This is a genomic window from Paracoccus sp. 22332 (genome assembly GCF_052045125.1).
GTDB lineage: Bacteria > Pseudomonadota > Alphaproteobacteria > Rhodobacterales > Rhodobacteraceae > Paracoccus > Paracoccus haematequi_A.
On the sequence record NZ_JBQEOI010000057.1, the window covers coordinates 1 to 14775 of the forward strand.

At 63.6% G+C, this 14775-nt stretch carries 10 protein-coding genes; 2 read left to right on the plus strand and 8 right to left on the minus strand.

Annotated elements, in window-relative coordinates; all coding sequences use genetic code 11:
• Positions 1-885: 885 nt before the first annotated feature.
• Positions 886-5985: a RecQ family ATP-dependent DNA helicase gene (locus ACTJI6_RS21905; protein ID WP_440803713.1), complete on the minus strand. Its 5100-nt coding sequence runs from the start codon at positions 5983-5985 to the stop codon at positions 886-888.
• 578 nt (positions 5986-6563) lie between these two features.
• On the opposite strand from ACTJI6_RS21905, the gene ACTJI6_RS21910 reads away from it, so the two are divergent.
• Complete coding sequence (locus tag ACTJI6_RS21910; RefSeq protein ID WP_440803700.1) at positions 6564-6968, plus strand: very short patch repair endonuclease; 405 nt, start codon at positions 6564-6566, stop codon at positions 6966-6968.
• Here the strand turns inward: ACTJI6_RS21910 and ACTJI6_RS21915 are convergent.
• The 4 genes from ACTJI6_RS21915 to ACTJI6_RS21930 all read right to left on the minus strand — a co-directional run bounded on the left by ACTJI6_RS21915 (position 6951) and on the right by ACTJI6_RS21930 (position 10787).
• A complete protein-coding gene (locus ACTJI6_RS21915; protein ID WP_440803702.1) occupies positions 6951-7829 on the minus strand; it encodes an Eco29kI family restriction endonuclease in 879 nt (292 codons plus the stop codon). The two genes, ACTJI6_RS21910 and ACTJI6_RS21915, sit on opposite strands and share 18 nt — an antisense overlap.
• Complete coding sequence (locus ACTJI6_RS21920) at positions 7822-9000, minus strand: DNA cytosine methyltransferase (RefSeq protein WP_440803705.1); 1179 nt, start codon at positions 8998-9000, stop codon at positions 7822-7824. Before ACTJI6_RS21920 ends, ACTJI6_RS21915 begins: the two co-directional genes overlap by 8 nt.
• Before the next feature lie 232 nt (positions 9001-9232).
• Positions 9233-9466 carry a hypothetical protein gene (locus tag ACTJI6_RS21925; RefSeq protein WP_440803708.1) on the minus strand — a complete coding sequence of 78 codons (234 nt, stop codon included), beginning with the start codon at positions 9464-9466 and terminating at the stop codon, positions 9233-9235.
• On the minus strand, positions 9444-10787 hold the full coding sequence (locus ACTJI6_RS21930; RefSeq protein ID WP_440803710.1) for a DNA cytosine methyltransferase: 1344 nt from the start codon (positions 10785-10787) through the stop codon (positions 9444-9446). The genes ACTJI6_RS21925 and ACTJI6_RS21930 overlap by 23 nt, the downstream gene beginning before the upstream one ends.
• An 839-nt stretch (positions 10788-11626) precedes the next feature.
• Here ACTJI6_RS21930 and ACTJI6_RS21935 point away from each other — a divergent pair.
• The gene (locus tag ACTJI6_RS21935; protein ID WP_440803711.1) at positions 11627-12160 is read left to right on the plus strand and encodes a hypothetical protein; all 534 of its coding nucleotides are present in this window, start codon (positions 11627-11629) and stop codon (positions 12158-12160) included.
• 108 nt (positions 12161-12268) lie between these two features.
• Here ACTJI6_RS21935 and tnpC read toward each other — a convergent pair whose 3' ends face one another.
• The 3 genes from tnpC to tnpA form a co-directional block, all read right to left on the minus strand.
• The gene (gene tnpC, locus ACTJI6_RS21940) at positions 12269-13834 is read right to left on the minus strand and encodes an IS66 family transposase (protein ID WP_080622378.1); all 1566 of its coding nucleotides are present in this window, start codon (positions 13832-13834) and stop codon (positions 12269-12271) included.
• Positions 13835-13902: 68 nt separating this feature from the next.
• Positions 13903-14262, minus strand: coding sequence for an IS66 family insertion sequence element accessory protein TnpB (gene tnpB, locus ACTJI6_RS21945; protein ID WP_214273084.1), 360 nt, complete (start codon positions 14260-14262; stop codon positions 13903-13905).
• Positions 14256-14675: an IS66-like element accessory protein TnpA gene (gene tnpA / locus ACTJI6_RS21950; RefSeq protein ID WP_440798008.1), complete on the minus strand. Its 420-nt coding sequence runs from the start codon at positions 14673-14675 to the stop codon at positions 14256-14258. Before tnpA ends, tnpB begins: the two co-directional genes overlap by 7 nt.
• Positions 14676-14775 lie beyond the last annotated feature (100 nt).

A 14775-nucleotide genomic window follows, 5' to 3' on the forward strand; every position in this document is an offset into this window, starting at 1 on the left:
GCGGCACCCCGCGTTGAGCGCAGATCGAGGGTGACGGCCTGCGGCAACCGTTGCATAGCGTAATAGTGTAATATTACTCTATTATAATAGAGTAATATTACCCTAGCATGCTATCATTCCGCCGGAGAGCCTGCCCGAAGCTATCACAATAGCAACCTAGGATAATAGCATCCTGGCACGCTATCACCCTGCTCCGGATTGCAGAGCGGCTCTCGGCGGCGGCCACATGGTCAAAATGATAGCATGATAGGCGTCTATGATAATATCATGCTAGCTTGATGGTGGACCGGAGGCGCAAAGCGCTGCCGTGAACGCCGGCGATAAGGGAAGCGAATGGAGTTGAGGGAGATGCTGTTCAGGATGAGCCACCGGCCTCGCGAAGCTTTGTTGGTAAGCGCCACGTTCTCCAAGCCGGAACAGTTAGGGCCTCTTCGCAACCCGGCCCTCGACGAAATGCGCCGCTCCCTCCGGTCAAGGATCCAATTGCCCGATCCGCAGGCTGCAAAACGAAAAATCACCGCGTAACTTGGTTTTGATTAAAAACCCTCGAAAAACAGGGCAAAATCGCCTTCTCAACATGGCTTTTTTCAAGCCATACTCGAAATACGGAAAAGAGAAAAAGGAAAATTATTTTTTCGGTAAGATGTGCATGAATTCTTCCTTGGTGGAAATCGCGTCTCCGGGGAGATGAGATCGGCGGCGACACCGTGAGTATCGGAACCATCACGGATCCAATGCGGAGGTGGCCTCCGAAGGCAGAGAGCGCCACACCTTGGCTGGCACTCCTTGAACGCTGGGCCGTGACGGCGGCAAGGGTCGATCGCGTGTGCGTCCTTGTCCCCGGCAGAGAAGATGGCCATTGCGGGGGCGACCCCCTCCCCGGCATCAGCCATACAACAACTCCGGGCAAACGGCCTCCCAGACCTCTCTGCGCAGGTGGGCTCGAAACTCCTCCTTGTTGTCGGCCTTGCGCCAGCGCACCACGGCACCGACCTCTCCTCTGAGAAAGTTGACTCCCTCGGGCGGCGACCAGGTCCGTGCCATGCGTCCCAGGGCACGTCCGTGGGCATCGTGGATCAGCCAGGCTCCACTCTCGTTCACCACGCGCACGGGATCGCCGACCCGGGCTTCGGCGATTGCCCGCAGCGAGGGGTGATCCGCAGGTAGCCGCCCTGCCCAGGACAGATCCACGGCCTTCAGGTTGGGCATCTGATACTGCGCGGTTGCCAGCACCACATCTCCCGCCTGGGGCGGGGCGTTCCGCCGGAGCACATGCTCTCCGCCCTGCGGCAGGAATGAATACCCGCCGCTCGCCATGATGCAGAGGCTGCGCCGCGCCCGTGTCATGGCGACATAGAACAAGCGCCGGGGCGCATCGGCATCCTCGTTCTTCGAGGGAGCATCCCAACCGCCGTTCAGGATGACGACGTCGTCGAACTGCAGCCCTTTCGAACGGTGCGCGGTCAGGAGCAGCAATCCCCGCTGTTCGCCTCGCGTATCGCGAGCCCATTCCGCAAACCACTCGATGAGATCAGGCACCGGCATGGTCTTGTCGGCAAGTTCGCGCGCTAGCGCGGCGATCCCTTCGGCGATCAGGTCCGTCCAGCGGTTGGATGGCAGCGTGTTCACAGCCTCAATGAGATCGCGGATGCCGAGAAGTCGCGTGGGATCGCGCCGCAAGACCTCGATGAAGCCCTGCATCTCGCGCAAACGCCAGACACTGGGTGGGCTCTCGTTGGCCATCTCCACCGGGACACCCAGAGCTTCGGCATAGGCACGCACCGGGGCAAGACGTCGCCAGTCGCGCGAGATGATCGCTGCACGCGACCAGCTCCAGTCTGGATCCAGGCATGACAGCCGCACGAGTTCATCAACCGCCGCGATCGCCTGCGCCACATCGCCTCCTGGACAATCCAGCACCTGCACCCGGCCTTGCGCGACAGGATCAAGCTTTGCCATCTCGCCGCCGGGCGGATCCTTCCAGCGCTTGCGATCGACGCTGATGGCGTGATCGGCCTTCATCCGGTCCCTGGCCGGAGCGATCACCGCATTCGCGGCCTCGATGATGTGGCGGGTGGAGCGGTAGTTCTCGACCAGGAACTCCGGCCGGGCCCGGTAGTCCGCCTCGAACTGCCGGATGAAGTGGATGGAGGCGCCCGCGAAGGCATAGATGTTCTGGTCGTCGTCTCCGACTGCAAACAAGCTCAGCCGGAGATCCGGGTCCTCCAGAGACCGGCCGGCCACGGCAGCGATCAGCGCATATTCCTCGGGCCCGATATCCTGGTATTCGTCCACCAGGATCCAGCGATAACCCTGGATCAGCGTCTCGCGCTGCGCCTCGGCCTCAGCCTTGCTCAGGCCCTCGCCGTTCAGAAGACGCACAGCCTCCCTGACGATGCCGTCGAAGTCGTGGGTCTCGGCGGCAGACCCGGTGAAGCTGGCGCCGACCAGCCGCATGGCCAACGCGTGGCAGGTCGAAATCGTCACCAGGCCTGCATCGTCACCGATCAGGTGGCGCAGGCGCGCCCGGACTTCGGCTGCGGCATGGCGGTTGTAGGTCAGCACAAGGATGCCGCGCGGGTCCTCGCGCCGGACCCGGATCAGATAGGCGATGCGATGAACCAGCACGCGCGTCTTGCCGGAGCCGGGACTGGCAAGCACCAGAACGCTGGTTTGCTCCCGATCGTCGGCGACGATCTTCTGCTGCACGGGGTTGTCTAGGGCCTCGACAATGGTCTTCCAGGACGTGCCGGTGGTCTGGCGGCGGATCTCTGCCGCCTTGCCGGGCATCCAGCGGCTCAGGAAAGCATCGCGATCCAGAACGAAGTAGTCCTCCGACAGGCGCGAGGCCTGCTCCATCGTGACAAGACCCTTCTCGGCATAGGCGGCCATGACATGGGTCTGCACGGTCTGCTCGCTGTAGTGCTCTTCGAGGGGAATGAAGTCCTTCTGCGTGAAGGCGCCACCCGCGGCATTCAGGTGAACCGTCATGGCGGGCCGGAAGACCGTCAGCCCTTTTCCGAGACTCACCACCTCCTGTTCGTGAAGCCAGAGAAGGCCGCGCTCCATGAGCTTCGTCATGTCCTTGACGCCACTCGTCCGCAGCAGCGCGTCGGAGGTCAGCACCGCCAGAAGATCGCCCAGGGTGGTCTCGACCTGGAGGTCCTTGCCCCGGACGCCCTTCGGCACCTTGCCCAGAAGGTGCGCCAGCAACAGCTCGGCCGCCTGCCTGCGGATCAGGCCGGTCTGCTCCAGCACCTGCCAGGAGCGCTGCAATGTCACCAGGAGCGTGTCGCGCGACGCTTTGCGCAGGCGCAGGTTCCCGCGTCCGCCGTCCTGGTCGCGCCCGTCACGACCCATGCCGCGCACCAGCTTTTCCACGATGTCCGGACGGACACTGGCGTGGCCCCCGTCCCGCAGGGCCTGGCAGGCGACCGGCAGGTTCAGGGGAATGCCCCCGGACCCCTCGGCATCCGGAGCAGCCTCGCGCAGCACCGCGATCAGGTCGCGCTCGAGAGCGGAGGCCAACTCAAACCGCTGCCGCGATTGGCCCTCGACCCCGGAATGAACGAACACCGTCACCGCCACGTCATTGCGCGCGATGCCGAGCGCTTCCAGATCGGCCAGGGCCTTGTTCAGCGCCCCGCCTGTGAGGCCGCTTACCCCGCTCAGCTCGTCGGTCGAGATACCCTGGTCCCGGGGTGCGTTCATCAGGTGGCGCACGATGTCCAGAAGCTGCTTGCGCCGGGTCCCGGTCACCTCGGTCTTGGCCAGGATGGTCTCCGCCTCGGCCAGCGTGCGGATGCGTAGCGAGGACGGAAAAACCTGCACCCGGTTTTCCTCGCGCGACAGGAGGCTGGCCTCCTCCAGCCAGGACACGGCCGTCTTGACCCGGGTGTCGTCCGTGGCGCTGTCGCGCTCGAATTCCTGCTCGCGCTCGGCCCGCACGATCTCGGCGGACGTGGCCACCACCTTGCCGGTCTTGCGCGTCCGCTCGTCCAGCCGGCGCAAAGCCTTCAGGATGGCGCCGATCTCGTGGCGGGCCAGGCGGGACCGGGCGGAAAGCGAGAACTGCCGCTCGACATCCTCGGCGGCGAACAGCAGCACGCAATTGGCGTGACGGCGGTCGCGGCCGGCGCGCCCGGCTTCCTGAAGATAGTTCTCGAGCGAGCCCGGAATGTCGCCATGCACCACCAGCCGGATGTCAGGCTTGTCGATCCCCATTCCGAAGGCGTTCGTGGCCGCGATGATCCGCAATTCGCCCACCCGGAAGCGCTCCTGGATGTCCCGCTTCTCATCCGGCGGCAGGCCCGCATGGAAGTGCTCGGCCGAAAGTCCCCGCTGCTTGAGAAAGCCCGCCACGCGCTCCGTCTCGCCCCGGGTGGCGCAGTAGACGACGGCACCCGACGCGCCCTCCTGCGGCAGCTTCGCCTCGATCACGTCCAGGATGTCGGCAAGCTTGGTGCCCTTCTGCGTGGGGCGCACCTCGAAGCTCAAATTGGTGCGCACCGCGCCGCCATCGAGGAGCAAAAGCTCGACCCCCAGCCGGGACTGGAAGTGATCGCGGATGTCGCGCACCACCTCGGGCTTGGCCGTCGCCGTCAGACACAGGACCGGTGCCGGTGGCTCGTCTCCGGCGCTTTCCTTGATGAAGCGGCCGACATAACGGTAGTCGGGACGGAAATCATGGCCCCATTTCGAGATACAATGCGCCTCGTCCAGAACCCAGAGGCCGATCTCGCGCTGCGCCAGGACGGAGCGGACCGACGTGCTGCGCAGCTGCTCGGGAGAGATCAGCAGCATGGCCGCCTCTCCCATGCGCACTTTGTCGAGCGCGTCCTGCCGCTCCGGCATCGACAGCATGCCGTTCACCGTCACGGCCGCCGAGATGCCGGCCCGCTCCATGCCCTGCACTTGGTCGGCCATCAGCGCGACAAGGGGCGAGATCACCACGGTCAGCGCGCCGGTCTTGTCGAACTTTGACAGCGCCGGGATCTGGTAGCAGACCGACTTGCCCGTTCCCGTGGGCAGGATGCCGAGGATGCTGGCGCCCTTCATCGCCTCATCGACGATCCGTTCCTGGAGCGGACGGCCAGCCTCGTCGACCGGCTGTGGTCGGAAGGCCCCGAAGCCGAACCACTGCGACAGCGCGCGGACCGGATCGTTCTTCTCCCGGCACCATCCGCAGTCCTGATCGTCGCAGGCGGTATCGCGCAGATGCCGGACGATGAGCGCGGCCTCGCGGAACTGCGCCCGCACCCAGGGCGGCATCACCGAGTCTCCACCCGCGACCAGGATCCAGGACAGCGCATAGGCCGTGGGCCATCCGCGTTGCGGGCTGGGGATCCGCTCAAGCAGTTCCGTGAGGCGCTGACCGCAGGCGCGGTTCGACAGAAGCCGGAGGATCGCCTCTCGGGCGGACGCATGGCTTGGTAGCTCGCCGCCCCTGATGTGCCGGAACACGGCATCGAAGCCGCCCGCATCATCCATCCGGGTGGTCAGGTAGTGATAGGCTGTGACTGCGTCCCGTTCCTCGCCATTCAGCCGCGCAAGGGCAGCGAGCTGATTGTCGAGAACCTGGAAGACAAGTCGCGCGTCCAGCTCCGGGTCGTTGATGTGACCCGCCTGCAACCGCCCGTCGTGGTAGTGCTTGACCAGGTGGTGATAAGGGTTGCGCGGAAAGGCCAGTGGATTGAGCCACAGGGTATCGATCGCGGACCGGGTGAGCGCCGCGAGGCGCGGCCGGGCCGCCGCCAGATGCGGCAGGTCGTGGCGAAGGATGTTGTGGCCGATCAGGTGATCGACATTGGCCGACGCATTCTCCAGCCGATCTAGGGTGGGTTCCATATCTCGGCCCTTGGCCAGGACGGCTGGCCGGGTATCGGGCCAAACGGCGGCAAGAGCAAAGATGCGGGCGGTTTTCGGGTCGACTTCCAGATCAACCGACAGGCAACGGTGGAGAAATGATCCGGGCAGTTCGGGCATGATCACTTTCACGTCTGTCAAATCGGCAGTAATGGTTGGCGACAATCGCCGGATCGGCAGGAATTGGTCAATATTCTTGTAAGACGTGAGAGAATGTAACCCCTGCAAAAACCTTCCAAGGCAGGCGAGCTTTACATGTGCGACAAGAGCGTTCTGATATGCCTGTTGGCAAAAAAGAAAGCCCCGGCTCGTTGAGTCGAGGCCATTGCCGAATTGCTCGGTCATGTTTCAATCCAAAGTCCCGAAGAGCTGACATTTCCGTCCCCCCATGTGCGGGTCTGGCTAGAGGCGACACCCAGGGTAGGTCAGGCTTTCCCGAGAAATATCTCGATGCGCGTGGCATGGGAGTTTTATAATGCGGAGGAAGCCTGCGACATGGATCGGTAGATCCGGCGCGATTGAATTCATCGCTACAATGCCGAGCCGCATCAGTGATACGCTCAAGGATCACAGCAGTTGGAAGATCGACGACAATGATCTTCCCCGCGTGATCCTGGATGATGAAGACGAGGAGGAAGGGGAGTAGGTCGAGGGGAGGCGGGTTTGCGCCGGTCCCATCGGTTCCTCAAGAGCGACAGATGGACACACTGACATCGGATCAGCGCAGCCAGCTCATGTCGCGCATCCGCGGCAAGAACACGAAGCCCGAGATGGTCGTTCGGCGCTTGCTGCACGGGATGGGATACCGTTACCGGTTGCATGCGAAGGAGCTTCCAGGAAAGCCCGACATTGTGTTCCGGCGACGCGGGAAAGCCATCTTCGTGAATGGCTGTTTCTGGCACGGACACAAGGGATGCAAGCTGGCTCGCCTCCCGAAATCCCGCGTGGACTTCTGGACCGAAAAGATAGCGCGGAACGCGGAACGCGACGCCCAAGCGATCAAGGCGCTCGAAGATCGGAACTGGGAAACACTGACAGTCTGGGAATGCGAAACGAAATGCCCCGACCTGGCGCACCGGCTGCGGTCATTCCTCGAGGTCTAGGTCCTCCGCGAGTTCCTCGGCTTCTTCATGCGCGATCCGCTCATCCGCGCGACGAATGCCGTCGATGAACACCCGGAAGACATCGTCCATATTCTGATAAACAGGCGTCCGCTCGAAGTGCCGGCGAATGTCCTCGAGGATCTCCTCCCTGGATCTGCCGGGCTCGTTTCCTTCGGCCCAGCGTCGGCCTGGATGGAGAGTATCCCATGGAGATCGCTTGTTCGACCTGGTCTCAGCGCTGTCCCCGTGCTTTCCGATGCCAAACATGATCCTCATCTCGTTGTTCCAAAGTGGCTGGAACACCCGGATGAGGTGGTTTTCGGCCGCGGCTTGAAACCCGCTCTGCACAGCCAGGGCTCGGCACTCGAAATCGGCGCTGTCTAGATCGGCACCCTTTTCGATGCTTTTCCTGTGCTCGTCGAGGCGGGACCACAGCTTCGTCTCCTGCTCGACCACAGTCCTCGCCCCGACCGGCGGATCGGCTTTGCCGACATAGATCGGAGTCTCTGTGCCTGAGATCGGAGCGTAAGGCTCGAAATCACCGGTGTAGTATATCGCGTAGACGCCGGCGCCGTAGAATTTCCGCCCGCGGGCGAGCGGACGGCGATCTCGCGCGAGAAGCGCAAGCGCGACGAAATGCCCGATCAGCCGTGGGTCGCTGGGCTCGAAGATCGCGTCCGGCATCGCGATCTCGTCTATCGAGCGATCAAGCCTTTCCAAGGCTTCCCGCATTTCAGCGATGGTCACCCGGACCTTCTTCCGAGATGGTGTCGTGAACTCAGCGTCGCGCATCGCGGCAACCATCTCTTCCAAAGCCTCCCGGGCCTTTTCGACCTCCTTCACCTCAGGGCGCTTAGCCATTCGCCGCCTGCAACTTACCTGCGACACTCAGTCCGACGATGCGCGCCAACTCTGCCGGCACCGCGTTCCCGAGCTGCCGCATGCACTCCGTCCATGCCCCATGAAAGCGATAGCTGTCCGGAAAGGTTTGAAGACGGGCGCTCTCGCGGACGGTGAAGTATCTCACACTGCCATCCGCGCGGCGCAGCATGTTCTCGCCGCCGGGAACGCCGTGAACACCGGCCTTCAGCGTCTTGGCTGGCTCGTCGAGGTAGCTCCCGGTGTGCCCAGGATATGTTCGGGCGCCCGGCTGATACCGGTGCCCGTTCACCGCTTCGGAGCGCCGGCAATGACGGGGATCCGGGAGGTCGGAGATGGCGTCACGCGTCGTGCGCCACGGCTTCGACGCCGGCTTCTCGTCTTTCGACAAGCGTCTCGCGATCTGCGCCGCGCGACCTTCAAGCTGCCTGTGGGCGCGGATCACCTCGTGGCGGTCCCAGTAGTCGCCGTAAACCTGATCCCATACCAAGGCCTCTTGCGAGAACTCTCCATCATCCGGAGTCCATCGCGCGTCGATGTCGGAGCGGAAGCCAACGAAGATCACGCGCTCACGCCGCTGGGGCACGCCGAAATCGGCCGCATTCATGAGCTTCGTCACGACGTTGTAATGCAGTCCGGATCTATCGGTCGACGTGTGGTGCCGGTGCAGTCGCTTGAGGTGCCCACCCCACGATTCGTCAGGGCGCGCGATGACCTCCGGGTGTTCCATCTGCAGTCGAACGTAAGTAAAGTAGTCATGGAACGACGCGCGGGTCAGACCCTTGACGTTCTCAAAGACGAAGGCTTTCGGCTTGGCCTCCCGCACAGCCCGCACCGCTTGCGGAAACATGTCGCGAGTGTCGTCGTATGCTCGATGGCGCCCGCCAAGCGAGAATGGCTGGCAGGGCGGGCCGCCCGAAATCAGATCCAGCCGATCCTCGAACCTCCGGAAGTCGAGGTTCCTAACGTCTCCCTCCTGGACGCGCCAAGGCCCCTCATGATCTTGATCCTCAGGCTGCGGATGATTCTCGCGAAGGGTATCGCAGCACCAGCGGTTGAACTCGACCACAAGCTCCGGCACGAAGCCAGCCTGCGCAAGCCCGATCCCGAGTCCACCGGCGCCTGCGAAGAGTTCGAGAGATCTGAAAGTCACGGCGTCATCGTAGGTTATGGTTGTTCATTGCTACCCGCGATAAAGCCAGAACAAGTGCCGAACGGCAACAAGAAAGCGCGACATCATGTGAGATCGCCAACCTCTTGCGCAAGATATTGCGATCCCGCAACCAACACTTCCTTGCGGCTCGGCGTTCCGGCTTGCGCGGATGGGCTTACGGCTCCGTCACTCGGGATGACGGCGCGAATGCCGCGCTTCGGGACGTCGATGATCAGCTCTTTTCTGTTCTGAGCCCGATCCCGCCTCGATCCAGCGGCTGAGTATCAGCGTATGATGAGAAAACCTCTGTCGCAAACCGTGCGACGCAGGCGACTACGGCCTTCATGGTGAAGCTTGCATGGCCGATCGAAAAAAGAGCCAATTCGGTTTGCGCAGCAAGGTGCGGGGCCAGGAACAGCCTGCGCCACCGCCTGGAATGCTGTTCAACATCCGGAAGATTGCTCATTCGACAGCCTTTTCAAAGAGCCTCTCGCCGCATCCATCTTGCTAACGAGCCCTTTCGTCTGTCTGCGCCGCTTGCCGGGGTGGTCGGCATGGTCGCCAGCAAGGGATCGGTACTTCTCGGAAACCAGAGAGACCGGCGCGGGCACGGGCACGGTCTCGCGCACCGATTGCAGAAGCTTGAGTGGGCCCAAATCGGTGCCGTCGTTCAGAAGCTGCCTGCGGATCTCGCGGCCAAGGATCTCGGCGATGAGAGAGGGAACCGCGTTGCCCAACTGGCGCTGCGCGTCCGACCTGCCGCACTCGAACCTGAGACCATCGGGGAAGGTTTGCAGACGGCACATTTCCCGCACGGAGAGCTTTCGGTTGTTCCAGTGGAACGGACCGATCGCCGAACCGGGCTGCGCCTGGATTGTCCAGGACGGCAGGTGCTTGGCCAGCTTGAGCAGGAAGCTCCAGTAGCGTGTGCGCCAACCAAACAGGGGCAAGCCACCACCGCGGTTCGTGTGCCAAAGGTAGTTCTGGCCTTCCGGGATCGAGGGGAGGAGTTCGCCCCACTTCCCGCCGACTGTCAAAGACGGTTCGTTGGGCAGGTCCGGAAGGTCTCCAATGGCGTCCCACGCCGTCCGGTACGGCTCGAGACGCCCCTCGAGGAGTTCTGTGTTCTCGGGCGCGGTGTGGGTCGCGGCCGGAAACGCAAAGTCATGCCCCTCCCGGCTGCCGACCAGGAAGACGCGCTCCCTGATCTGTGGCACTCCGTAATGGGCGGTGTTGATTGCCTTACACGCCATGCGGTAGTTTGTGCCGCATTCCTCGTTGATGAGTGCGATGCCGCGCAGAAGGTGCTGGAAGCCTTCATCCTTGCCCTTGTAGATCAGCCCCGGGACGTTCTCCAGCAGGAAAGCCTTTGGCCGCAGGTCGCGCAGCACCCGCAGATAGGCCGTCAGCGTGTCGGCGCGCGGATCGTCCAGGCGCGGCGTGTCCCCGTTGACCCAGAAAGAGGACTTCGAGAACGGCTGGCACGGCGGACCGCCGATCAGCACGTCGGCCTCGCCAACGGCAAGACCCGCCCTCTCCATGATTATGCTGGAAGGAATGCCGTGAATGTCGCCCTCGAGAACAGGCCATTTCCGGTTCAGGCGGACGGTGCGGCAGGCCGCGGCGTCGTTGTCGAGGGCCACGGCGGTTTCGAAGCCGGCGGCTTCGAAACCGAAGTCGAGACCGCCAACCCCGGTAAACAGACTCAACGCCTTGAGCATCGATGAATTCCCTTCCAAGCCTTGACGCCTGACGAGCGGCTTCCGCATCGCGAGCAGGCGCGCCACGGAACCTTGTCGCCAACATGGCCGCCCAGCCACTCGTTTTCGCCGACGCTCGGCGCGCTCTTGCCGCGCCTGGCGATAGGGCGCGGCGAGTCATGCGGATGCCCGCGCTTCCGCATCAGGTAGGTGTTGTGAGGAAACCACTCGAAGTCCCCGTTGAGCTGGAGTCGCCAAGTCCGGCTGCATGGGGAGGCCGGCGACCGATCAGGTTGGGATGCCCCACGTGGATGATCACGCCTGCGGGAAGGGCATGCGGCGGCCAACCCGCGGATTGCGGGAGTATCCATCGTTGGACCGGCAGGGGCCTCCCCAATTGACGATCCGAGATCGTCCTGAGAAGGTCTGGGCGATTTACCGCTCGTCCATTTCTGTGTCCCGGCGGAACCGGTGTGCCATGGCAGCCCAGAAGGGCGGGCTTGTGCTTCTGACGAGTGGCCTACCCTGCCATCATACGGGATCGACCCGCAGGCCGCGTTCCGCGTGGGGCGCGGCCTTTCCAAAGGCTCCGGAACAGAAGGAACCGTCTGGTTCTCCATCATTGTCGCCCTTTGGTAGTACAGCGAGACGATCTCGGTTCGGGCCAAAGATGGCTGGACCGCACGCGCTGCCGCAGTCGCCAAAGACAACTGCTCCAAGCGCTCCCGCAACTCATCCGCGCCACAGCCAACGGCGCGAATGAAGTAATTCGAATTCCGCGAGTATCCCTTCAAACCTTCCGCGTTCTTGACAGCCTCACAGCCTGGAAGCGGCAACAGAGCCCCTGCCCTGCCGCCCACGCGGCGGATGATCACATCGGCGTCCTTGAGATCAGCCACAAACTCAAAATCCGGATGGATGTCGGCTTGGCGCTGATCAACGCGTTTGTCATCGCGGCGCTCCCAAATCTGAAACACGCAGTTGACGCGGTGGACCGCTGCCTCGATCAGGAACGGCTCTTGCGGAAGGTCTATCTGACGGCACAGGTGGAAGTGCGGGTCGATCCCGCGCTGCATGGAGGATTTCGCGAAAGACGCGGGCAGAATGAAGGCGATCACGTCGGCGAAGCGCGCCGCGCGCTGGATGAAGCGCTTCGCGAGCCTTCCGCCTCTTCCGAAAGGCGGATTGCCGAGAACAACGATACGGCCGTCATGCCGTGGCGCGGTGAAGGACAAAAAATCCGCCTCGACGATACCTGGCGCGTCCGGCGCGATATCGAGCGCGATCAAGCGCCCGGCTGGCAGATGCCGGCTGAATGCGCCGGCTCCGGCGGAGGGCTCCACGAAAAGATCGTCGGGCCGGAACCGGCATTCGCGCCAGACGGCGCCAATGCACACGCGGGCGGTAGAGTCGTTGGTGTAGAATTTATCAAGCGCTCGGCCGTCCGCAGGTATTTTTGACATCCTCATGTTTTAACACGCTTCTTACAAGTGAACCCCCACTTGATTCGACGGCTATCCCGAAAACATGAAAAACCAAAATACAATCGTAAGCGCGACGACGAGGCCCTATGCAGCGAGGCTTGACGCTTGGTCGTAGCACCAGGGCATGAGGTCCTCGATGCGGGATCTGGGGTGTCCGTCGAGGATGGCCCGGAGGGTATCGGCGAGGTAGTCGACGGGGTTCACGCCGGACAGCTTGCAGGTGGCAACCAGCGAGGCGAGCATGGCCCAGTTCTCGGCGCCGATTTCGTTCCCGGCGAAGAGGGCGTTCTTCCGGGTCAGCGCGATCGGACGGATCTGGTTTTCGACCGGGTTGGTGTCCAGCTCGAGGGTGCCATCGTCGATAAAGCGGATCAGGCCGGGCCAGTGCGCGAGGGTGTAGCGGATATCCTCGGCCAGCAGGGACTTCCGCGGGATGCGCGAGAGCTGGGTCTCCAGCCAGGGCTTGAGCGCGGAGATGATCGGGGCGGATTGCTCGCGTCGGATGGCCATGCGGACGGCCGGGTCCTTGCCGCGCACGGTCTTTTCGATCTGATACAGCAATGCGATCTGGCGCAGCATCTCCTCGGCGATGGGCGAGCCGTCGCTCTCGACGCGTTTGACGAAGCGGCGGCGGACGTGGGTCCAGCAATAGACCAGCTGCCACGGCCCCTCATCGCGCGTGATCTCGGTCAGCGCATTGTAGGATTGGTAGGCGTCGCATTGCAGGAACCGGCCGCGGTATCCGGCCAGGAACCTAAGCGGATGTTCCCGTCCCCGACCGGGAGCGTAGTGGAACAGCACGAGGGGCGGGCCGGCACCGCCATGCCCGCGATCGTCGGATACGACGGCCCAGAAGTAGCCGCTCTTGGTGGCCTTCCGGCCCGGCTCCAGAACAGGCGCGCGGGTCTCGTCGACGAAGATCCGGTCGGCGACGCGCAGGTGGACCTTCATGTGGTCGATCACGGGCATCAGGTGGAAGCAGGCGCGGCCGACCCAATTGCCGAATGTGCCGCGGTCGAGGTGGAGCCCCTGCCGCTCGAAGATCCCCGCCTGGCGGTAAAACGGAAGGTGGTCGCCGAACTTCGAGATGATGATCCATGCGATCAGCCGCTCGGTGGGCAGGCCGCCCGGCACGACGTGCTCGGGCGCATGAGCCTGCACTACGGCCTGCGAGCAGCGGCGACAGGCATATCTGGGGCGCCGCGTCACAAGAACCTGGAACTGCGCCGGGATCACGTCGAGCCGCTCGGAGACATCCTCCCCGATCCGGGCCATCTCACCACAACCGCAGGGGCAAAGGGTGCTGGCCGGCTCGATCACGCGCTCGACCCGGGGCAGATGCGCCGGCAGATGCCCACGGTTGCGCGCGGGCTTGCGAGGTTCTTCCCCTCGCGCCCGGGAAAGCGCGGCTTCAGCCTTCTCCTGCGCGGCCTCAAGCACGCCCTGGGCCAGTTCGGCGTCCTCGAGCGGCAAATTGAACTGGTCGGGTGACAACTTCTCGGAACTCTTGCCAAAGCGCTCGCGCTGCGAGGTGCGCAGGATACCCTCCAGCCGGCGGTTTGCCTCCTGTACCTCCGCGAGCGCTGCCTCGACCTCCGCGAGGCGGGCCTTCAGATGAGCGTTCTCGCGGCTGAGAGTGTCGGCATCCATGCCTGAAGTGAATCACGCTGATGCCGTTCTGGCCAGTAAAAACGGGGCCTCCAGTGCGTCGGATGCACTTACCCTGCAACCAGCGGGCGGCGCACCCGCTCGGGTCTTACCAGTCTCCAGTCCAACCCCTCGAACAGCGCCGCCAGCTGCGCCGAGGACAGGCGCATCACCCCATCCCGCACCTGCGGCCAGACGAACTTGCCGCCCTCGAGGCGCTTGTGAACGAGCACCATCCCGGTCTGGTCCCAGACCAGAATCTTGATACGATCTGCCCGCTTCGCCCGGAAGACGAAGACCGCCCCGCAGAACGGGTCGAGCCCGAACATCTCCTGCACCGCCAGCGCCAGCCCGTCGATGCCCTTGCGGAAGTCCACCGGCCGCGTCGCCACGTAGACCTTCACCGGCCCGCCCTGGCCGAGCATCACCATGCCGCCGCCCGCGCCGCTCGGATCGACCGCGTAAGCAGAACCTCATCGGTATCTGCGCCGACGCGGATCACGACATCACCCACAACAATCTCCACGCCGGTGCTGGCCTCCGTCTCTGCCGGCATCTCCGCTGCGGCGCCCTCGACGACCAGTTCTGCAAACATCGGCAGTGCCGCCACGCTCTCGGGCACGACAAGCTGTCCGTCCCGTAGCTTCTTCCGCCAGTCATAAACCTGCCAGCGCGTCGTCCCGTGCCGCCGCGCGACTTCGGTCACCGAAGTTCCCGGCACCAAGCTTTCCGCCGCAATCCGCGCCCGCTCCGCCTTCGTGCGTCGCTGACGCCCGGTCGGCCCCTCCATCACTTCCAGCCGCGAAACCCCACCATCCGAGAAGCCGTCCAAATGGCCGCCCATTTTGCCGTCTCGTTCCAAGCCAACACCTCCGACGTTCATGCGCACGGAGATTGGCCCGTTCAGATCACCAGCGGCAGGAGGGGATCAGCGTCGCGCTTAC